The following is a 19,772-nucleotide window of genomic DNA, read 5'->3' on the forward strand; positions in this document are numbered from 1 at the left end:
GGGGCCCCGCCCAAGGACGCCTCCCGATGCTGGAACACCCCGCGCCCCACTCCGACCCCGACTCGGGCCTCGGCCCTGACCTCGACCCCGGCCTCGGCCTCGGCCTCGACGTCGGAGCTTCCCCTTACGCCGCAACGCCGTTCACCGTGATCGGCATCGACTTCGGCGGCACCAAGACCGAGGTCGCCCTCGCCGACCCGCACGGCGCCGTCCTGGCCCGCGAACGGATCGCGACCCTGGCCGACCGCGGCCCCGAACAGGCGCTGGCCCGCGCCGCCGAGGCCGCCGGACGCCTCGCCCGCGCCTCGCTGGACCGCTTCGGCGTGCCGGTCGCCGCGCACGCGGCCGTCGCGCCGGGCATCGTCCAGGCCGACCGGATCCTGCTCACGCCCAACCTCCCCGGCTGGGAACGCATCGCGCTCGCCTCCCGCCTCGCCGAGGTGTTGGGGGCCGACGCGGTCTCCGTCGCCAACGACGTCCGGGCCGGCGCCCTGGCCGAGCTGCGTTTCGGCGCGCTGCACGGCGTCGATCCGGGCATGTACGTGAGCCTGGGCACCGGCATCGCCGCCGCGCTCACCACCGGCGGACGCGTGCTCGCGGGCGCGCACCAAGCGGCGGGCGAGATCGGCTACATGAACCCGGGAGACGCCCCCGCCGACGCGGTCACGGCCGGTCGGGCCCCGCTGGAGGAGGCCGTCGCCGGAAAGGGCCTCGGCGAGCGCGCGGCCGAGCTGCTCGGCGTCCCGGTCACCGGTGCGGAGCTGTTCCACAGCAAGGCCCCGGCCGCCCGGGAGTTGGTGGACGAGACGCTGACGGTCCTGGCCACCGCGCTCGCCAACCTCGCCGTCTTCGTCGACCCGCAGCGGATCGTCCTGGGCGGCGGCATGATGGCCTCCGCCGACGTCATCCTGCCCCGGCTCACCGAGCTGATCGCCGCGGCCACCCCCTTCCCGCCGGAGCTGCGGGCGGCGCGCTTCCTCCAGGACGCCTCGCTGCACGGGGCCGTCGCCCTCGCGCTGGACGGCCTGCGCGCGCGGCCCGCAGCGTCGGCGCGCCCCGCCCGCCCGGCCTCCGCCCTGTCCGTCACGTCCCGTCCCGGAGCGACCCGATGACCACGACCTCTCCCCAGTCCGCACTGCTCGGTGCGCAGATGAACACCGAGATGCGTCAACAGCCGGACGTCCTGGCGGCGTTGGCCGACCGGTTCCCGGCGCTGACCGCTGAGGTCTCCCGGCTGGCCGCGTCGCTGGGCGGTCCCGGCGGCGGCCCGCTCGGCGTGGCCTTCCTGGCGCGCGGCTCGTCGGACCACGCCGCCCTGCTCGGGCGCTACGCCGTCGAGCTGCAGACCGGCCTGCCGACCTGCCTGGTCGCGCCGAGCGTCACCACCGCCTATCACCGCGCGCCGGAGGGCTTCCGTGGCTGGCTTCTGGTGGCCCTCTCGCAATCCGGCCGCACGCCGGAGATCGTCGACCTGGCCCGGCGCTACACCGCCGCAGGCGCGGCGGTGGTCGCGGTGACCAACGACGGCGACTCCGACCTCGCCCACACCGCCGCGCTGACCGTCGCCCTGGACGCCGGACCGGAGCGCGCCGTCCCGGCGACCAAGACGGTGACCGCCCAGATGCTCGCTGTCCTGGCCGTCGCCTCGGGGCTGGGCGGCACCGGGGCTTTGACGCATCGTCAGGCCGCGTCGCTGCCTTCGGTCCTGGCGGACCTGCTCGCGGACTCCGAAGGCCCGGCAACAGCCGCCGAGTTGGTGGCCCGCCACGACCGGCTGGCCGTCGTCGGACGCGGCGCGTGCTACCCGGCCGCACTGGAGAGCGCATTGAAGCTCCAGGAGACCACCGGCCTGATGGCCCACGGCTTCTCCACCGCCGACTTCCGCCACGGCCCGATAGCGGTCTGCGGCCCGCACGCCCCAGCCGTCCTGCTCGCGGGCTCCGGCCCTGCCGACGCCGACACCCTCGACCTCCGCACGGCCCTGACCGAACGCGGCGCACCGACCGTCCTCGCCGGCACCGCCCCCGAGGCGCTGCTGCCCTGGCCCGCCCTCGGCCACCTCGGCGAGTGCCTCCCCGCCACCGTCCGCGGCCAGCAACTCGCCCTGGCCACCTCCCGCGCCCTCTCCATCGACCCGGACCAGCCCGTGGGGTTGAACAAGGTGACCATGACGTCCTGACTCTTCCTCCGCGTGGCGGACGCGCGGGGCGGGGCCGTGCTGGAGACCGCGTGGTCGGCCCACCTGCGGCCGTTCGCCCGGGCCGGGCTGCGCCCCGCGGGCGCGACCGACGTCGGCGCGGTCTGGTGCGAGGTGCCGCTTGACGTGGCACGGCCTCACCCAGCGGCTGCGGTGACCAGCGAACCCTCAAGCCCGCCCTGCGCCCGCTCCACCGCCTTGATCTGACGTCGCGCCAGCCACAGCGGGATCGCGCCGATGACACCGAAGGACATGTCGATCGGCAGCCACCACAACGGCAACCCACGCAGCGGGCCGCAGATCAGCGCCAGCGGGACGATCCCGGCGCAGGCGATCAGCCCGAACTCCAGTACCCACACGTTCCGGACGGGATCCCGCAGCGGCCCGACGAACGCGACGGCGATCGTCAGGTGCGCGAAGGCGAGCCAGTCGGTCCCGTAGGCGAGGAACGGATAGGCCTTCCCCGTCGCGACCAACCCGTCGTGCGCGTGCCGAATCCAGGCGACCTGAGCCGGAAGACGGGCCGCCACCCCGGCGAGCGGCGAACTCCGGTCCGTGGCCCACCACAGCAGCCACCGGCTCTCGGTCACCAGCGGAAAGGCCGTCAGCCCGGCGAGCACCAGGCCCGCCATGAACACCACGATCCACACGCGTGCGCGCCTCAGGCGCTCCCCCTCGGTCATGGCCGCCATCATGGACCTGTTTTTGAACACGTTCAACTCCACCCCCGACATTGGTCGTCACCCCTCCCCACGCGGATACTTGAGCTGTGTACACCGTGTACGAGGAGCGTCCAGCGGAGCGGTTCGCCGGGGCGGTGGTGTGGAGCCGGGTGCGGGAGGCGGCCGCGCCGACGCCGGTGCGGGTGCTGCCCGACGGGTGCATGGACCTGATCTGGATGGACGGCGAGCTGCTGGTCGCCGGGCCCGACACGGCCGCGCAGGTGGTGTCCGGGGCGGCCGGACAGCACTACACCGGGCTGCGGTTCGCGCCCGGCCGGGCCGCCGCCGTGCTCGGGGTCGCCGCGTGGGAGCTGCGGGACCAGCGGGTGCCGCTGGCGGCGCTGCGGTCGGACCGCCTGGTCCGCGAGTGGAGCGAGCGCGTCGGCGACGCCGCCGACCGGGGCGTGGCGCTGGAGACGCTGGCCGCGCAGCTCGCCGAGACTCGTGACCTCGCCGACCCGGTTCCGCCCGGCGTCCTCGGGGGCCTGCGCCGCGGACTGGCCGTGCCCGCTCTGGCCCGCGGCCTCGCGCTCAGCGAGCGGCAGTTGCGGCGGCGCTGCCTGGACGCCTTCGGCTACGGGCCGAAGACGCTCGACCGGGTGCTACGGCTGGGCCGGGCACTCGGACCGGCGCGCGGCGGGCTGCCCTTCGCGCAGGTCGCCGCCGTCGCGGGCTACGCCGACCAGGCGCACCTGGCCCGCGAGGTGCGGGCGCTCGCCGGCGTGCCGCTGGGACGACTGCTGGCCGACGAGGCTGGTGCGAACGGGTCCGAGCAGTCCGCGCCGGGGACCACTCAGGCGGGAACCTCAGGCGGGCAGTGAGGCGAAGAGGTCGACGCCGTTGCCGTCCGGGTCGTGGACGATCGCGTAGCGCTGTCCCCAGAAGGCGTCCCACGGGGCCTTGTGGCCGTGATGGCCCGCGGCGACCAGATCCGCGTACACCTTGTCCACCCCGGCCGGATCGCCGCAGTCGAACGCCAGGGCCACCCGTGCGCCACCGGTCGGCGGCTGCCACTCCGGGTCGAAGCTCCGGATCGTCTCGACGGTGTCCCAGGCCAGCCGCAGACCGCTCGGGAGCACCACGTCGACATGCGGCTGCGAGTCCGCGTCGGCGGGGATGTCGATCCCGAGGCGGCGGTAGAAGGCGAGCGCCGCGGCCATGTCCCCGACGGTCAGGCCGATCATTCCAAGGAAGGGCTGTGAAGTCATGGCTTCACGCTAGCCAGCGCAACACGTCGCGGTCTTGAACGAAACGGCCACACCGCAGCGACGTCGCAGGCACGTCCCAGCCACGTCCCGCTGCCCACCCGCCCGCCGCCGGCCCGGCGGGCTTGGGTACGCTCGGAGCGCATGTCAGCCGATTCACGCGTGGTGCTCAGGACGGTCGCCGCCCGGGTGATCGACCGGATGCCGGAGCTCAGCGCCCGGACCATCGAGTTGATCGTGTCCCACGAGCGGGCCTACCAGAGCGGTGGGCGGGTCCCGCTCAGCATGCTCACCGAGTCCGTCGACGCCAACATGCGCTCGATCCTGGAGGCACTGGCCGGCGCGGCGCGGCCGGAGGCGGACGAGCTCGCCCCCGCCCGCACCACCGGCCGCCACCGCGCCCAGCAGGGCGTGCCGCTGGAGTGCGTGCTGCGCGCGTACCGGCTGGCCACCCGGGTCATCCTGCACGCCATGATGGCCGAGGTGCGGGGACGGCCCTACGACGAGCTCGAGGCCTTCCTCGACGTCACCACGGCGGTCACCGACATGGTGGACCGCCACTCCCAGGCCGTCGTCGACGGCTACCGGCGCACCGAGGCCGAGCTGCGCCACCGCGACACCCAGCGCCGACAGGCCATGTTCGACGCACTGCTGGAGGGCCGCGGCAGCGACCCGCGGACCGCCGCGGAAGCGCTGGACGCCCTCGACCTCCCGACGACCGGCCGTTACGCCGTCATCGTGGCCGCGTTCGACGTGGCGGCGCAGCACACCTTCAGCGCCGCGCGCGACGCGCTGGCCGCCTACGGATTCTCCGCCGCCTGGCGCAGCCGCAGCGACCGGGAGATCGGCCTCGTGTCGCTGGCCGACGGGTCGCCGACGGACAGGTCAGCGAGGGACAGGTCGCCGGCGGACAGGTCGCCCGCCGCCGACGCGTCGCTGGCGCGTCTGCTGACGACGCTGCGTCGCGCGCCGCTCGGCCGGGTCGGGGTGTCGGACGCGTTCGACCGAGTCAGGGACCTGCCGGACGCGCACCGCTGGGCCGATCTGGCGGCCCGGACCATCCCGCCGGGCGAGGCCGAGGTCGCCTGGATCGCGGAACGGCTGCCCGAGGCATTGCTGGTGGCCAGCCCGGCGCTTGCCGAACGCCTCGCCCAGGACACTTTCGGCGGTGTACTCGACCTGCCCCCGGAGGAGCGGGACCTGCTGCTCTCCACCCTGGCCGAGTGGTTCGCCCACGGCCGCTCGTCGGCGCGCGCCGCCCCCGGCCTCTACTGCCACCGCAACACGGTGGTGCACCGCCTGCACCGCGTCGAGCACCTCAGCGGCGGCAGTTTGGAGGACCCCCGGTTCCTCCTCCACTGCCAGCTCGGCCTGCTGACGCTCCGACCACCACGTCCGAGCGCTGCAGGCTGACGAACTGACGGGCCGACGGATCGACCGGGGGCGATCGACGCAGAGGCTTTTCACAGCTTCGGCCCCATTTGAGCGTGATCACCGTCACAGCAGGCCGGATCGCGTCGGTCCTGCCGGTCACGGTTCCGTTACCACGGCATTCACCCTGTAGCGTGATCGCCGCACGGTCGACGCACGCTGACGCGACGTCCGGGTCGGCAGCGGTTGGAGAGGGCTGAAGCATGGAAGAACGGCGTCGTCTGGGCGGACGGTACGAGCTGGGCGGCCTCCTCGGACGGGGCGGCATGGCCGAGGTGTACATCGCCCACGACGTCCGGCTGGACCGGACCGTCGCCGTCAAGACCCTGCGTGCGGACATGGCCCACGACGAGACCGGCCTGGCCAGGTTCCGTCGCGAGGCGCAGTCCACGGCGAGCCTCAACCACCCGGCCATCGTCGCCGTCTACGACACCGACGAGGACCAGTTCAACGGGGCGTCGATCCCGTTCATCGTGATGGAGTACGTTGAGGGCTCCACCCTGCTCAAGCTGGCCCAGAGCGGCCGCCGCCTGCTGCCCGAGCGCACGTTGGAGATGACCGTCGGCATCCTCCAGGCGTTGGCGTACTCGCACCGCAACGGCATCATCCACCGCGACATGAAGCCGGCCAACGTCATGCTCACCCGTACCGGCCAGGTCAAGGTGATGGACTTCGGCATCGCCCGCGCCATGGGCGACGCCGGGATGACCATGACGGCGACCTCCGCCGTCATCGGCACCGCCCAGTACCTCTCCCCCGAGCAGGCACGCGGCGAGCAGGTGGACGTCCGCACCGACCTCTACTCCACCGGCTGCCTGCTCTACGAACTGCTGGCACTGCGCCCGCCGTTCATCGGCGACTCGCCGATCTCGGTCGCCTACCAGCACGTCCAGGACCAGCCACTGCCCCCGTCGACGTTCGACCCGCAGATCCGGCCGGAGATCGACGCCATCGTGCTCAAGGCGCTGACCAAGGACCGCGAGGCCCGCTACCAGACCGCCGACGAGATGCGCGCCGACATCGAGCGCGTGCTGGGCGGCCAGCCGCTGACCGTCGCCGCCCCGATGGTCAACACGGTCGCGGCCGGCGCCCGCAGCCAGGACTTCGGCGGCCCGCAGGCGGCCTCGCGGCCCGCCGCGCCCGCGTCCCCCGCCGCCACGACGTACGGCACATCCCGCCCGGACGCCACGCGTTCGCGTGGCGCGTCCTCCACCACGGGCAAGGACCAGCGCCGCGCGTACGCGCTGATCGCCCTCCTGGGCGGCGTGGTCCTGCTGGTCTCGTGCCTCGCCACGCAGGCGCTGATGAGCTGAGGGGCGCGGGTGGTGAGTCCCCACGGGGCTACCGCCGGCCGAAGGCACTTCAGGCTTCGGCCACCGCCGTCACGGCGACGAGCAGCACCAGCGCGATCGCCAACGCCCAGGCCGCGCCGACGTGCAGGAACACCGCCGCCCCGCACAGCGCGCCACACAGCATCGCCGTGACCGACAGAACCCTGCGCAGCGCCGCTCGCGCGGGTGGGTCGGTGGCGAGGCCGGTGAGGGTGAGCGTCAGCACGGTCGTCGTCAGGTCCGGCACGGCCAGCCTGCGGACCACCGCGTTCTGCATGCCCATCCCCCAGCCGAGCAGCGCGATCAGCGCCACCTTCGCGCCGACCGAGGTGTGTCCCGCCGTGCCCGCGACCACGACCGCCCCCGCCACCAGCAGCGACTGGACGCCGACGACGGTCCGGAACAACGGAACCGGAGCCGCACCGGAGCCCGCGGCGCGCGCCTCGCGCAGGCCGGAGAAGCGGCCGACCAGCCAGGCGCCCGCCGCGAAGGCGCCGATGGCGAGCAGCGAGGCCCAGACCGACAGGCCCGGCGCACCCGCCAGGGAGAAGCCGAGGAAGACCACGTTGCCGGTCATGTTGGCGACGAAGACCCGGCCGAGCCCGAGGTAACTGACCGCGTCCACCACGCCCGTGACGAAGGTCAGCACGACCAGCAGCACCGGCAGCGCGCCGAAGCGGTTGCCGTCGGGCGGAAAGAGCCGGTCCGCCGCACGCCGCAGCGCCTCCCGCACGCCGCCCGAACCCGCGCCCGAGCCCGCGCCTGCGCCTGCGCCTGAACTGGCCTGCTGCGACTCGCCCATGACGGTGCCTCCGAATCCACCTCACGCGAACGGCCCGCCCCTCTCGCGCAGGGCCAGAGGCGAGCTTCTCATGGTCAACAGCCCCCCGCGTGGGAGGACGTGGGAGCTTCGCGGGTCCGGCTGCTGACGGCGGCGGGACTGGTCCGCTCAGCCGTCGGCAGCGGTCAGCACGGTGACGCCGTTCAGCCGAGAGGGTGAAACGTCCCGCTCGGGCGCTCCCCCAGAGCCCCCGTCGGCGTTGGTCGCGGTGTACGTCGACTCGCTGGTCGGGCCGACAACAGACGTGATCCACGGATCTTCTGATCCACCGACAGTTCCTGGAAGGGACGGATTTCATGCGTAGCACCAAGCGCGGCCTCCTCGTCACCGTCGCCGCCGCCGGCATCCTGGCCGCCGGCGCGGGCGTGGCCGCCGCCAGCAGCACCGCCAACGGCGACGCCTCCAACTCCCCCGGCTTCCTCTCCGGCAACCTGGTCCAGGTTCCGGTCCACATCCCGGTCAACGCGTGCGGCAACACCGTCAACGTGATCGGCGCCCTGAACCCGGCGTTCGGCAACGGCTGCGCCAACGCCGGCTGAGTCACCTCAGCACCCCAGAGCCCGGGCCTGGGTCCGGACCTGGCTCCGGTGCCCCCGGTCCGACCGCTTTCGCGGCCGGGCCGGGGGCACCGGCGTCTGCGGACGCCACACCGGAACATGCCGCGTTCTGGCGGAGCGCCGGGCCTGGAGCGATCCTGTGATCGTGAGGCACGCGGCTGCGCACTTCCTGCACCGGCTCTGGGAGGAGGGCCGGGAAGCGGAGATCCTGAACCGCTCCATGGCCTTCGCCGCGCTCTTCTTCGTCACGCTGGTGCCCCTGCTGGTGGTCATCTCCGCCGCGTCCGCGTCGCGCGGCAACGGCATCACCCAGTGGATCACCGACGGTCTCGGCCTCTCCGGCTCGGGAGCGCACGCCGTGAAGATGCTCTTCGCCTCGCGCAAGCAGGTACTCAGCACCACCACCGCCTTCGGCCTCGCCGCGCTCGCGGTGTTCGGCCTTTCGCTGTTGGCCTCCGTGCAGACGGCCTTGGAGCGGATCTGGAAGCTGCCGCGCGGCCCCTGGCACACCACCTGGCGACAGGCCGTGGGGCTGGCCGGGCTGATCGGCTACATCCTGATCGCCGCCTGGAGCGGCGTGCCGTGGCAGCAGACCGTGCTGCAGCCGACGCTGCACGTGGTGGCGACGATCTTCGGCGGCGTGGCCCTCTTCTGGTGGCTGCAGTGGCTGTTGCTCGGCTCCCGGGTGAGCTGGGGCCGCCTGCTGCCGGGCGCGGTGGCGACCATGGTCGCGCTGGCCGGACTCCGGCTCTTCTCGCGCTTCGTCTTCGCCCCGCTGCTGGTCTCGAACGCCGTCTCGTACGGGACGGTCGGCACGGTGCTGATCTTCCAGTCCTGGCTGATCGGGGTCGGCTACACGATCTACGGCGGCGCCCTCGCGGGACGCATCCTGGCCGAGGCGCACCCCACGCACACCGACCACTGAGCAACGACCGCTGACCGCTGGCCACCGATCGGTTCGGCCGCCTGACGTGCGCCGCCCCGCCAGGGGGTAGTTACAACTGATTGATTAAGCTAGTGTAAGTATTCGTGGAACCCAAGGAATCCCCCGAACGCACTGCCGAACGCGCGCGCGAACACGCGTCCGAACTGGCCGCCGAACTGCGGCTGGCCGTTGGCCGGATCGCCAGGTCGCTGCGACAGGCGCACGCCGTCGGCGACCAGACGATGTCCGAGGTGTCCGTGCTCGCCCGGCTGGACCGGGACGGGCCGATGTCGCCGAGCACGCTGGCCGCGTGCGAGCGGGTCCGGCCGCAGGCGATGGCCACCACGCTGGCCGGTCTGGTGGACCGCGGGCTGGTCGCCCGGACGCAGGACGCCAGCGACGGCCGGCGGATGCTGATCTCCGTCACCCCGGACGGCCTGCGGATCCTCTCGGATCGCCGCTCGGCGTCGCTCCAGCGGCTCACCGAGGCGGTCCACACCGCACTGACACCGGCCGAGCAGGAGCAACTGCTCGCCGCCATCCCCCTGCTGGAACGACTCGCGGAGCAGTTGTGATATCCGACAAGGCCCCGTCCGGCCAGTCGCCCTCGGGCGCGACCGTGGTGCGGAGCGACCGCTACAAGTGGGTCGCCCTGTCCAACACCACGCTCGGCGTGCTGATCGCGACGGTGGACAGCTCCATCGTGATCATCTCGCTGCCCGCGATCTTCCGCGGCATCGGCCTGGACCCGCTCTCGCCTGGCAACATCGGCTACCTGCTCTGGATGATCCTCGGCTACACCCTGGTCTCCGCCGTGCTGGTGGTGGCGCTGGGACGGCTCGGCGACATGTTCGGCCGGGTCCGGATGTACAACATCGGCTTCGTCGTCTTCTCCCTGGCCTCGCTCGCGCTCTCGCTGGACCCGATGCACGGCGGCGCAGGCGCGCTCTGGCTGATCGGCTTCCGCATCGTCCAGGCCGTCGGCGGCTCGATGCTGACGGCCAACTCCGCGGCGATCCTCACCGACGCGTTCCCGGCCCGGCAGCGCGGCATGGCGCTGGGCATCAACCAGATCACCGCCCTGGCGGGCATGTTCCTCGGCCTGCTGGCGGGCGGCGTGCTCGCGGCGATCGACTGGCGCGCGGTGTTCTGGGTCAGCGTCCCGATCGGCGTGGTCGGCACCTTCTGGTCGTACCGGAGCCTGCGCGAGGTCGGCACCCGCAAGCCGGGACGGATCGACTGGATCGGCAACATCACCTTCACCGCCGGTGCCGCCGTGCTGCTGGCCGGGGTCACCTACGGGATCCAGCCCTACGGGGGCCACTCCACCGGCTGGACCAACCCGTGGGTGATCGCCGGGCTGGTGGGCGGTGTGCTGCTGCTGGCGGCGTTCTGCCTTGCCGAGACCAAGGTCGCCGACCCGATGTTCCAGCTGAGCCTGTTCCGGATCCGTGCCTTCGCGGCCGGGAACATCGCGGCGCTGCTGATCGCCATCGCGCGCGGCGGCATGCAGTTCATGCTGATCGTCTGGCTGCAGGGCATCTGGCTGCCGCTGCACGGCTACAGCTTCGAGCGGACACCGCTGTGGGCCGGCATCTTCATGCTCCCGCTGACCGTCGGCTTCCTGATCGGCGGCCCGGCGTCCGGGTACCTCTCCGACCGCTACGGCGCGCGGCTCTTCGCGACCACAGGTCTGCTGCTGGTCGCCGGGTCGTTCATCGGCCTGGTGCTGCTGCCGGTCGACTTCTCCTACCCCACGTTCGCCGGGCTGCTCTTCGTCAGCGGGCTGGGTCAGGGGATGTTCTCTGCGCCCAACACGTCGTCGATCATGGGCAGCGTCCCGCCGGGCCAGCGCGGCGTGGCGTCGGGCATGCGGTCCACCTTCCAGAACTCCGGGACCGCACTCTCCATCGGCCTGTTCTTCTCGCTGATGGTCGTCGGCCTGTCCGGCACCCTGCCGCACACGCTGAGCAGCGGCCTGCACGCCCAGGGCGTCCCGGTGGCGACCGCGAACCAGGTCGCCTCGCTACCGCCGGTGGCGACGCTCTTCGCCACGTTCCTCGGCAACAACCCGATCGGCCACCTGCTCGGCCCGAGCGGCGTGCTGAACACGCTGCCCGCGCACGCCGTCCAGACGCTGACCGGCAACAGGTTCTTCCCCGAGCTGGTCTCCGACCCATTCCACCACGGGCTGATCACCGTCTTCGGCGCGGCTGCGGCGATGGCCCTGGTCGCGGCGGGTGCGTCGATGCTGCGCGGCAAGCACCAGGCGGCGCCGGGGCGTCCGGGCGGTCCGGGCTCGGGGTCGGACGCGAGCGCGGACGCGTCCGGCGGCTCCCCCGCTGCCGCCGGGCAGGACGACGCGGCCACGTCCCGCTCCTGACTCCCTGGAATCAGGCAGGGGCACCACAGGGTTTCCACAAAGTGCCCCCGTAGGGTCCAGACCTACCCGCGAGTGATCGGAGCACGACCCATGGCAGAACTGCACATGTTCGCGGGCGGAACCGCCGTCGAGGACCGGCTGGTCCCCGACGCCGCCTGGTGGGTCCGGCCCGCGCACTCCTCGCGGGGACGCCAGGCGCTGGAGATCTACCACGGCGACAGGCTGCTCGACGTGATGGTCGAGGGCGCACTCGCGCCCGAGGTGCTGCGCGGGGCCGTGCGCGGCGAGCCGGACGAGCCGGTGCTGGCCTGGGGCCTGCTCGCGGCCGAGGAGGGCCTGCCGGAGGTCCGCTTCGGCCGGGAGTCGGCCGCGGCGGAGGTCCGCGTCGTCGCGGACGTCTTCTGGGTCGCGCTCGGGCGTGCGGACGCGGACCGCGTCACCGTCCTCGCCCACCCGGGCGCCGAGCCGGAGGGCCTCCGGGTCGGGCGTCCGCGCTGAGCCGGCTGGTTGAGCTGACCGGAGGAACGGGCCTGGCCGAACGGTCAACCGCTCGATCCCGGGTATGACTCCGACACGGAGAACATGACCGGGCGGAGGAGCGACATGGCCAGGAAAGACAGCCCCGCGTCCTCGCCCGACACCGCACCGTCGGGCGCGCGGCAGAGCCAGGGACCCCACCCGCACCTGCGCCGCACCCGGCTGAGCTCGGCCTGGGTGGCCACGATCGTCGCGTCCGTGGTGCTGGTGCTGCTCCTGATCTTCATCCTCGAGAACAGCGACCAGGTCGACGTCTCCTTCCTCGGTGCCCACGGCCACCTGCCCCTGGGCGTGGCGCTGCTTCTGGCAGCGGTCTGCGGCGTCCTGCTGGTCGCCGTCCCGGGCACCGCCCGCATCATGCAGCTCCGCCGCGCCGGCAAGAAGCTCGCCGCCAACCCACCGGCGCCGTCGACGCGCATCGACGCCTCCGAAACCGGCACCAGCATGGGCACGGGCACGGGCACGGGCACCAGTTGAGTCGTCATCGTCGCTGTCCGGAACTCCGGTGACGTCGCTTCGCCAACGGCTAAGCTCTGCTACCGACCGGTAACCAGGGCCCTTCGACCGCTGCGAGGCATCCGTGCACGCGACCACGACCGCATCCGACCGATCCGCCGCATCCGACCGCTCGGCCCGACGGCTCGCCGGACTGCTGGCCACCGCCGGGGCGCTGCACTTCCTCGCGCCCAAGTCCTTCGACGCGATCGTCCCGCGCGCCCTGCCCGGACGCGCCCGCGCGTGGACCTATGCGAGCGGGGTTGCCGAACTCGCGGTCGCGGCAGCACTCGCGTCCCCCCGCCACCGTCGGCTGGGTGGTCAGCTCGCGGCCGGGCTCTTCGTCGCCGTGCTGCCCGCCAACGTACAGATGGCCGTCGACTGGCGGCAGAAGCCGCTGCCGCTCCGTGTCGGCGCCTGGGCCCGACTGCCGCTCCAGCTGCCGCTGGTCATGGAAGCCGTCAAGGTCGCTCGTGGCAGCGGCGGCGTCGGCGCCCCGTGCGAGGATGGCCGCGCCAGCATGGTGTGAGACGGGACGCAGGAGGGGAGGAGCGCGGGGTGCCCGAGGGCGATTCGGTGTTCCTGGCGGCCAAGCAGCTGCACGACGCACTGGCCGGGCAGTCGTTGACCGTCTCCGACCTGCGCGTCCCGGCCCACGCCACCGCTGACCTGACCGGTCGTCAGGTGCTGGACGTGACCCCGCGCGGCAAACACCTGCTGACCCGGATCGAAGGCGGCCTCACCCTCCACACGCATCTGCGGATGGAGGGCCGCTGGCGCGTCTTCCCGACCGGCGCGCCCTGGCATGGCGGTCCGGCGTCGCAGATCCGCGCGGTGCTGGGCAACGCGACGAACACGGCCGTCGGCTACCGCCTCGGCGTCGTCGAACTCCTGCCGACCGCCGCCGAACCGCGCATCGTCGGTCACCTGGGCCCCGACCTGCTCGGCCCCGACTGGGACCCCGCCGAGGCCGTCCGCCGACTGACCGCCGACCCACGACGCGGCTTCGCCGAGGCCCTGCTCGACCAGCGCAACCTGGCCGGGATCGGCAACGTCTACGCCAACGAGCTGTGCTTCATTGCGGGCGTCTCCCCGTGGACCCCGGTCGCGGACGTCGCCGAACTCGACCGCGTCGTCCGCCTCGCCCACCACCTGCTGACGGTCAACCGGCTCCAGCACGGCCATGTGACGACGGGTGACCCCCGCCCCGACCGCCAGAACTGGGTCTACGGCCGCACCCACAAACCCTGCCGCCGCTGCGGCCGCCCCATCCGCACCGGCCGCATCGGCACCCCACCCAAGGACCGCACCGCCTTCTGGTGCCCCCGCTGCCAGCCCCGCCCGCAGGCGTGACAGTGCGCCACTCTCATTGCGGTCCCTGACTCTTCCGGGGGACAGGGCTACGGAGCATTAGCCTCAGGTGTGGCCAGAATCAGCCTGTCCCGGACCGTGGACCTTCCTGCTGACGTCTGCTGGCGGCGTGTCACGGACTGGGACCGTCATGGTGACCGGGTGCCGTTCACCCGGGTGTTCGTCGCGGAGGGGTCCGGGCGGGAGCGCGGTGACGTCATCGTGGCCCGGACCGGGATCGGGGCGCTGGGGTTCGACGACGCGATGGAGATCGCGGAGCTGCGCGCACCGGAGCAAGTGGCCGGGGACGACGAGTCCGGGTTCTGCCGACTGGTCAAGCGCGGGCGGGTGGTGCGTGGTTGGGCGGAGCTGAGCGTCGTGCCGGTGCGCGGCGCGTCGCTGACGGAGGTGCGCTGGGAGGAGGAGATCCGGGTGGTCGGGGTGCCCCGGTTCGCCGATCCGCTGGTCGGCGCCGTGGGACGGGTCGTGTTCGGGCGCGCGTTGGAGCACCTGTTGCGCGGGGTGCCGCGCTGAGCGCTGGAGCGCTCGGATCAGCCGCCCGTCCCCGTCAGGCCGACGATACGGCTGTCGAAGCCCGGGCCGACCTCGGCGGTGAGGACCACGTCGGAGTGGTGGGTGTGGGAGTCGACGGCGATGTGGTGGTCGTCGCCGCAGACGCGCGTGACCGTGTCGCTGCCGAAGTAGAGCCCGAGGTGCATCTGGACCGCCTTGAGCACGACGCAGCCGTGGTCGCTGGTGACCTCGCCGCGCACGTGGAACGCGCCGTGGTCCCTGGTGACGAGCAGTCGGGCGTGGCCGCCGACGGCGGAGTCGCCGCTGTAGGCGTTCAGGTTGATCGTCTGGTAGTCCGCCGTGCGGGTGAGGGCGGTGCCCGCCAGCATGAGGACTCCGGCGGCGACCGCGGCGACTGCGTGGAGCTTCATGTTCCCTTCAACCGTGGGATCGGCCGCAGGTCACCGACGGTGGACCGGGATCATCCGGATGGCCGCGCACCCTGACGCTGGACCGCGCGGGCGCCTGCCGCGCAGGCGTGGGCGGCGGCGCGGAGCGGGTCGGTTCCGGCGAGGCGGGCGGCCAGCAACGCTCCCGCGAAGGCGTCGCCCGCGCCCGTCGTGTCAACCGCGGGACGCTCCAACGCGGGCGCCGGGACGCGGCCCAACAGCCCCTCCGGACCGGCCAGCAGCGCGCCCCGCGGGCCCAGCTTCACGGCGATCAGGCTCCCCGTCCGCTCCGCGAGCAGCACTGCGGCGCGCTCGGGATCGGTGGCGCCGCTGAGCAGCCGGGCCTCGTCCAGATTGGGCAGCAGCATGTCCACCCCGCCGCCCACCAGCTCCAGGAACCGTGCCGGTCCGAGCAGGCCCAACTCGCCCGCCGATGCCGGATCGACGCTGATGCCGAGCCCGCGCTCCCATGCGCGCCGCAGCAGCAGTCGGGCCAACTCCCGCCCCGGCTCAGCGAAGAGCAGGTAGCCGGAGAGGTGCACCCATCCCACTCCGTCGAGCAGGGCGTCGTCCCAGTCGGCGACGCCGAGGGCCGCGCTCGCGCCGCGGTCGTTGAGCATGGTCCGCTCGCCCCGGTCGTCGACCAGGCAGACGACCACGGTGGTCGGCCGCTCCGCGTCGACCCGCAGCTCAGCGGTGACGCCGACGCGGTGGAGCTCGTCGCGGTGCCAGTCCGCCGACTCGCGGCCGACCCGGGCCAGCAGCGTGACGTCCGCGCCCCAATCTGCCGCCCAGGCGGCGACGTTGGCTGCCGCGCCGCCGGGGAGCAGCGCGATCGAGGCCGGAGTGTCGGTGGCGGGTGTCAGCCGTCCGGCGTGGACGGCGACGACGTCCGTCGCCAGGTCGCCCACCACCAACAGCCGGCCACCCGCACCCGAGGTCACCGCCCCGCCGAGGTGTGCGATGCCTGCGAGGCGTACGCGACGGCCACCGCAGTGGCCACCCGCACGTTGCCGCGCACGGCGGCGAGGTTGGCCTCCAGCGACGCGCCCTGCGTGTGCTCGGCGAGGTAGGCGAGCAGGAACGGCGTGACCGCCTGCCCGGTGACGCCCTCACGCCGGGCCGCGTCGAGGGCCTCGGCGAGGACGCGGTCGTGGAGGGCGGGATCGAGCTGTTCCTCCGTCGCGACCGGGTTGGCGACGACCAGCGCGGACGAGGCGGTGCCGACCGCGTCCTGCGCCCGCATCACCGCCGCGACCTGGTCCGGCGAGTCGGCGCGCCAGTCGACGGGCAGGCCCGAACTGCGCAGGTAGAAGCCGGGGAACTGGTCGGTGCGGTAGCCGATCACGCCGACGCTCAGCGTCTCCAGGCGCTGCAGCGTCGCGGGGACGTCGAGGATCGACTTCACCCCGGCGCAGACGACGGTGATCGGGGTCCGGGCCAGCAGCCCGAGGTCGGCGGACTCGTCCTGGTCGGTGACCCACTCGCGGTGGACGCCGCCGAGGCCGCCGGTCGCGAAGACGCGGATGCCCGCCCGCGCGGCGAGGTGGGCGGTGCCGGAGACGGTCGTCGCGCCGCTCTCCCCGAACGCCAGCGCGGGCGCGAGGTCACGGACGCCCAGTTTGCGGATGCCGTCCTGGAACGCGATCCGCTCCAACTCGGCCTTGGCCAGGCCGATCCGGGCACGTCCGTCGAGCACGGCCACGGTCGCGGGGACCGCTCCCCCGGCGCGGACCAGTGCCTCCAGCTCCTGCGCGAGCACGAGATTGCGCGGCCGGGGCAGGCCGTGCGCGATGATCGTCGACTCCAGCGCGACGACGGGCGCGCCGCGCTCCAGCGCGTCCCGGACCTCCTCGGAGAACTCCACAGCCTCATGCGTCGCGTCGTTCGTCATGGTGGTGATCCTGACCGGACGTTCGCCCCCCGAAACCCCTGAGCGCCAGGCGCTAACGCGCGTAGAGCTCCGCCAGCAGCGCGACGACGTCGTGGGTTGCCGGATGCGGGTCGCTGCGCCGCCAGATCAGGTGGACCGGGACCGGTGGCGCGTCGCGGACGCGGCGGTAGGCGATGCCGTCGCGCCGGTACTGGGCCACCGTGCCCTCCGGGGTGAGGCCGACGCAGCGGCCGGTGGCGATGGCGGCGAGCCAGTCGTCGATGTCGCGGGTCTGCTCCAGCCGGGGGCGGTCGCCCTCGGGCCACAGGTCGGCGGTGGTGGTACCGGTGCGGCGGTCGACGACGAGGGTGCGGGAGCGGAAGTCGTCCAGCAGCACCGTGCGCCGACCGGCCCACGGGTCGTCGGCGGCCATGGCACAGTAGCGGCGCTCCTGCCCCACCAGCGCGTTGGCGTGGCGGCGGGCGTCGACACCGGTGCGGATGACGGCGAGATCGCAGAGCCCCTCGTCCAGGCCGCCGGTGGCGGTGTTGCTGCGCACCAGCTGGAGTTCGACGTCGGGTCGCGCGCTCGCCCAGCGGCGTTGGAACTCGGCGGTGTGACGGCCCATCGACGACCAGGCGTGGCCGATCCGCAGCCGGGTGTGGCCGGTCGCGACCTCGGCGACCAGGTCGTCCGCCTCCGCGAGCAGATGCCGGGCGCGGCCGAGGATCCGCGTGCAGGCGGCGGTCGGCGCGACCGATCGGCTGGTGCGGTGCAACAGGCGCGCGCCGAGGATCTGCTCCAGGGACTGGATCGTGCGGGAGACGGCGGCCTGGGAGAGGCCGAGTTCGGCCGCCGCATCGGTGAAGCCGCCCGCGTCGACGACGGCCACCAGGCAGCGCAGGTGCCGCAGTTCGAGGCTGCTGCCGCGTTCTGCCTTGGTTCCGTCGACTCGGCCGGTTCGATCCATGTGTTCAGCGTATCAATTGGCCGATCCATGCATTTTGCGCATGCATCGAGCGGGTGCATGGTCGATGGCATGGCGACGCAGACGAGCGGGGCGGCAGCAGGGATCGGCCGCACGGCCGCGCGGGCAAACGACGGGCCGTCGGGTCAACTGGCCGGAACCGCAACGATGCTGGGCAGCGCGCTGTCCAACCAGGTGGGCGCGGCCGTGGCGGCGACGGCCTTCCCCGCGATCGGGCCGGCGGGGGTGGTCGCGGTCCGGCAGTGGGTGGCAGCCGTCGTGCTGGTCGCCGCCGGGCGGCCACGGCTGCGGTCGTTCACGCGGGCGCAGTGGGGGCCGATCCTGGGCCTGGCCGTGGTGTTCGCGACGATGAACCTGTCCCTCTACACCGCGATCGACCGGATCGGGCTCGGTCTGGCGGTGACGCTGGAGTTCCTCGGACCGCTCGCCGTCGCCCTGGCGGGCTCGCGGCGGGCGATCGACCTCGGCTGCGGGCTGGTCGCCGGTGCAGCAGCGGTGGTGCTGGCGCGTCCGCAGCCTTCGACGGACTACCTCGGCATCGGGCTCGGGCTGCTCGCGGCGGCCTGCTGGGCCGCGTACATCCTGCTCAACCGGACGCTCGGGCAACGGGTCCCGGGCGCGCAGGGGTCCGCCGCCGCGGCGCTGGTCTCGGCGCTGCTCTATGTTCCGGTCGGGGTGGTGGTGCTGGTCCACCACCACGCGTCCGCAGGCGCGCTGGCACGGGCGGGGGTCGCGGGCGTGCTGTCCTCGGCGGTGCCGTTCCTGGCCGACCTGTTCGCACTGCGGCGGGTGCCGACGCGGTTCTTCGGGCTCTTCATGAGCGTCAATCCGGTGTTCGCGGCGCTGGTCGGGCTGGTGGTGCTCGGTCAGTCGCTGGGCTGGGTGGAGTGCGTCGCGATCGCGGCGATCGTGGCGGCGAACATGACCGCCAGCCTGGTCCCGCTGCTGGCAGGCGCAGACCAGGCCGCTTGACCCCGGACCGCTTGACATTCTTAGGTTAGGCTACCCTAAGTTGATCGCATGCTAGAGACCCGCTCGCTCCGCCTCGACTACCGCGGCCCGCGTCGCCGACCCGCCGCCGCACGCCCCGAAGCCCATCAACCTGACGAACCATCAGCGGTGGTCGCGGACCTGGACCTGCGGCTGCCGGAGGGCGCGGTGACCGCGATCATCGGCCCCAACGGCTGCGGCAAGTCGACGCTGCTGCGCGGCTTGGCCCGACTGCTCCGGCCCAGCGCGGGATCGGTCCTGCTGGACGGCGTAGACCTGCACCGGCTGCCCTCCCGCCAACTGGCCCGCCGCCTGGGCCTGCTGCCGCAGCAGCCCACCGCACCGGACGGGATCACCGTCGAGGGCCTGGTCCGGCTCGGCCGCCATCCGCACCAGGGGCTCTTCAGCCCGTGGACCCGCGCCGACCAGGACGCCGTCGAGCAGGCGCTGGCGCAGACCGGGACCGTCGAGCTGCGCGACCGCCCGGTGGACGAGCTCAGCGGCGGCCAACGCCAGCGCGCCTGGATCGCGCTGACCCTGGCCCAGCAGACCGAACTGCTGCTGCTCGACGAACCGACCACCTTCCTCGACCTGCGCCACCAACTGGAGGTGCTCGACCTGGTCGCCCGGCTGCAGCGCGAGTCCGGCCGGACCGTCGTCGCCGTCCTGCACGACCTGGGCCAGGCCGCCCGCTACGCCGACCACCTGGTGGTGCTGGAGCGGGGACGCCTCGCCGCCGCAGGCGCACCGGCAGAGGTCCTCACGGCCGAGCTGGTGGCGCGGGTCTTCGGCGTGGAGTGCCGGATCGTGCCCGACCCGGAGTCCGGCACCCCGCTCGTCGTCCCTGCGGCCCGGCACGGTTCGCACGCGGCAACCGGGAGGACGGACGACTAGGCCCTGTCTGACAATTCCCGTCGGATCAGCCCGGGTCGGCTGGCGCGGTCAGCTGCAAGGCGGAGGATCGCCCTCGTACTGGGCCGTACTT

General features: G+C 73.3%; 22 protein-coding genes and 1 pseudogene. 16 read left to right on the forward strand and 7 right to left on the reverse strand.

All coding sequences use genetic code 11. From position 1 onward, the window contains the following. Positions 1–26: 26 nt before the first annotated feature. Positions 27–1,112 (forward strand): ROK family protein, encoded by a 1,086-nt coding sequence (locus tag ABH940_RS18615; RefSeq protein ID WP_370105754.1) that lies wholly within the window; start codon positions 27–29, stop codon positions 1,110–1,112. After that, positions 1,109–2,179 (forward strand): SIS domain-containing protein, encoded by a 1,071-nt coding sequence (locus tag ABH940_RS18620; protein WP_370065723.1) that lies wholly within the window; start codon positions 1,109–1,111, stop codon positions 2,177–2,179. The genes ABH940_RS18615 and ABH940_RS18620 overlap by 4 nt, the downstream gene beginning before the upstream one ends. A gap of 155 nt (positions 2,180–2,334) precedes the next feature. Here the strand turns inward: ABH940_RS18620 and ABH940_RS18625 are convergent, their stop codons facing one another. Then, positions 2,335–2,880, reverse strand: a complete 546-nt coding sequence (locus tag ABH940_RS18625; RefSeq protein WP_370105756.1) for a hypothetical protein — start codon at positions 2,878–2,880, stop codon at positions 2,335–2,337. 95 nt (positions 2,881–2,975) lie between these two features. Between ABH940_RS18625 and ABH940_RS18630 the strand changes: the two genes are divergently transcribed. Then, positions 2,976–3,740 carry a helix-turn-helix domain-containing protein gene (locus ABH940_RS18630; RefSeq protein WP_370066088.1) on the forward strand — a complete coding sequence of 255 codons (765 nt, stop codon included), beginning with the start codon at positions 2,976–2,978 and terminating at the stop codon, positions 3,738–3,740. Here the strand turns inward: ABH940_RS18630 and ABH940_RS18635 are convergent. Then, entirely contained in the window at positions 3,726–4,127 is a 402-nt protein-coding gene (locus ABH940_RS18635; protein ID WP_370065719.1) for a VOC family protein, read from the reverse strand. The genes ABH940_RS18630 and ABH940_RS18635 overlap by 15 nt on opposite strands. Before the next feature lie 141 nt (positions 4,128–4,268). Here ABH940_RS18635 and ABH940_RS18640 point away from each other — a divergent pair, with 141 nt between their 5' ends. Further along, entirely contained in the window at positions 4,269–5,537 is a 1,269-nt protein-coding gene (locus ABH940_RS18640) for a PucR family transcriptional regulator (RefSeq protein ID WP_370065717.1), read from the forward strand. A gap of 221 nt (positions 5,538–5,758) precedes the next feature. Further along, positions 5,759–6,829 (forward strand): annotated as a pseudogene (gene pknB, locus ABH940_RS18645) (Stk1 family PASTA domain-containing Ser/Thr kinase); the annotation flags it as partial. Positions 6,830–6,917: 88 nt separating this feature from the next. Here the strand turns inward: pknB and ABH940_RS18650 are convergent. Further along, entirely contained in the window at positions 6,918–7,688 is a 771-nt protein-coding gene (locus tag ABH940_RS18650; RefSeq protein WP_370105757.1) for a YoaK family protein, read from the reverse strand. A 335-nt stretch (positions 7,689–8,023) separates the two neighbouring features. On the opposite strand from ABH940_RS18650, the gene ABH940_RS18655 reads away from it, so the two are divergent. The 9 genes from ABH940_RS18655 to ABH940_RS18695 all read left to right on the forward strand — a co-directional run bounded on the left by ABH940_RS18655 (position 8,024) and on the right by ABH940_RS18695 (position 14,508). After that, positions 8,024–8,266: a chaplin gene (locus ABH940_RS18655; RefSeq protein ID WP_370065713.1), complete on the forward strand. Its 243-nt coding sequence runs from the start codon at positions 8,024–8,026 to the stop codon at positions 8,264–8,266. 163 nt (positions 8,267–8,429) lie between these two features. Beyond that, a complete protein-coding gene (locus ABH940_RS18660) occupies positions 8,430–9,209 on the forward strand; it encodes a ribonuclease BN (protein WP_370105759.1) in 780 nt (259 codons plus the stop codon). A 104-nt stretch (positions 9,210–9,313) separates the two neighbouring features. Further along, positions 9,314–9,784: a MarR family winged helix-turn-helix transcriptional regulator gene (locus ABH940_RS18665; RefSeq protein ID WP_370065709.1), complete on the forward strand. Its 471-nt coding sequence runs from the start codon at positions 9,314–9,316 to the stop codon at positions 9,782–9,784. Continuing rightward, positions 9,784–11,592 carry an MFS transporter gene (locus tag ABH940_RS18670; protein WP_370066086.1) on the forward strand — a complete coding sequence of 603 codons (1,809 nt, stop codon included), beginning with the start codon at positions 9,784–9,786 and terminating at the stop codon, positions 11,590–11,592. The genes ABH940_RS18665 and ABH940_RS18670 overlap by 1 nt, the downstream gene beginning before the upstream one ends. 90 nt (positions 11,593–11,682) lie before the next feature. Then, a complete protein-coding gene (locus tag ABH940_RS18675; RefSeq protein ID WP_370065707.1) occupies positions 11,683–12,090 on the forward strand; it encodes a hypothetical protein in 408 nt (135 codons plus the stop codon). A gap of 105 nt (positions 12,091–12,195) precedes the next feature. Next, positions 12,196–12,606, forward strand: coding sequence for a lipopolysaccharide assembly LapA domain-containing protein (locus ABH940_RS18680; RefSeq protein WP_370105760.1), 411 nt, complete (start codon positions 12,196–12,198; stop codon positions 12,604–12,606). A gap of 103 nt (positions 12,607–12,709) precedes the next feature. Continuing rightward, entirely contained in the window at positions 12,710–13,153 is a 444-nt protein-coding gene (locus ABH940_RS18685; RefSeq protein WP_370065703.1) for a hypothetical protein, read from the forward strand. A gap of 29 nt (positions 13,154–13,182) precedes the next feature. After that, positions 13,183–13,977 carry a DNA-formamidopyrimidine glycosylase family protein gene (locus ABH940_RS18690; protein ID WP_370105761.1) on the forward strand — a complete coding sequence of 265 codons (795 nt, stop codon included), beginning with the start codon at positions 13,183–13,185 and terminating at the stop codon, positions 13,975–13,977. Between the two features lie 69 nt (positions 13,978–14,046). Beyond that, positions 14,047–14,508, forward strand: coding sequence for an SRPBCC family protein (locus ABH940_RS18695; RefSeq protein WP_370105762.1), 462 nt, complete (start codon positions 14,047–14,049; stop codon positions 14,506–14,508). Positions 14,509–14,525: 17 nt separating this feature from the next. Here ABH940_RS18695 and ABH940_RS18700 read toward each other — a convergent pair whose 3' ends face one another. The 4 genes from ABH940_RS18700 to ABH940_RS18715 are packed head-to-tail and all read right to left on the reverse strand — an operon-like array spanning position 14,526 to position 17,779. Next, positions 14,526–14,918 carry a hypothetical protein gene (locus ABH940_RS18700; RefSeq protein WP_370065697.1) on the reverse strand — a complete coding sequence of 131 codons (393 nt, stop codon included), beginning with the start codon at positions 14,916–14,918 and terminating at the stop codon, positions 14,526–14,528. A 50-nt stretch (positions 14,919–14,968) separates the two neighbouring features. Further along, a complete protein-coding gene (locus tag ABH940_RS18705; RefSeq protein WP_370105764.1) occupies positions 14,969–15,880 on the reverse strand; it encodes a carbohydrate kinase family protein in 912 nt (303 codons plus the stop codon). Beyond that, positions 15,877–16,830 carry a pseudouridine-5'-phosphate glycosidase gene (locus ABH940_RS18710; protein WP_370065695.1) on the reverse strand — a complete coding sequence of 318 codons (954 nt, stop codon included), beginning with the start codon at positions 16,828–16,830 and terminating at the stop codon, positions 15,877–15,879. Before ABH940_RS18710 ends, ABH940_RS18705 begins: the two co-directional genes overlap by 4 nt. Before the next feature lie 52 nt (positions 16,831–16,882). Beyond that, positions 16,883–17,779, reverse strand: coding sequence for a LysR family transcriptional regulator (locus ABH940_RS18715; protein WP_370065693.1), 897 nt, complete (start codon positions 17,777–17,779; stop codon positions 16,883–16,885). A gap of 69 nt (positions 17,780–17,848) precedes the next feature. Between ABH940_RS18715 and ABH940_RS18720 the strand changes: the two genes are divergently transcribed. Continuing rightward, positions 17,849–18,769, forward strand: a complete 921-nt coding sequence (locus tag ABH940_RS18720) for a DMT family transporter (RefSeq protein ID WP_370065691.1) — start codon at positions 17,849–17,851, stop codon at positions 18,767–18,769. A 48-nt stretch (positions 18,770–18,817) separates the two neighbouring features. Then, positions 18,818–19,681, forward strand: coding sequence for an ABC transporter ATP-binding protein (locus ABH940_RS18725; protein WP_370105765.1), 864 nt, complete (start codon positions 18,818–18,820; stop codon positions 19,679–19,681). The last annotated feature ends 91 nt before the right edge of the window (positions 19,682–19,772 follow it).

This window comes from Streptacidiphilus sp. BW17 (assembly GCF_041262485.1).
In the GTDB taxonomy this organism is placed as follows: domain Bacteria; phylum Actinomycetota; class Actinomycetes; order Streptomycetales; family Streptomycetaceae; genus Streptacidiphilus.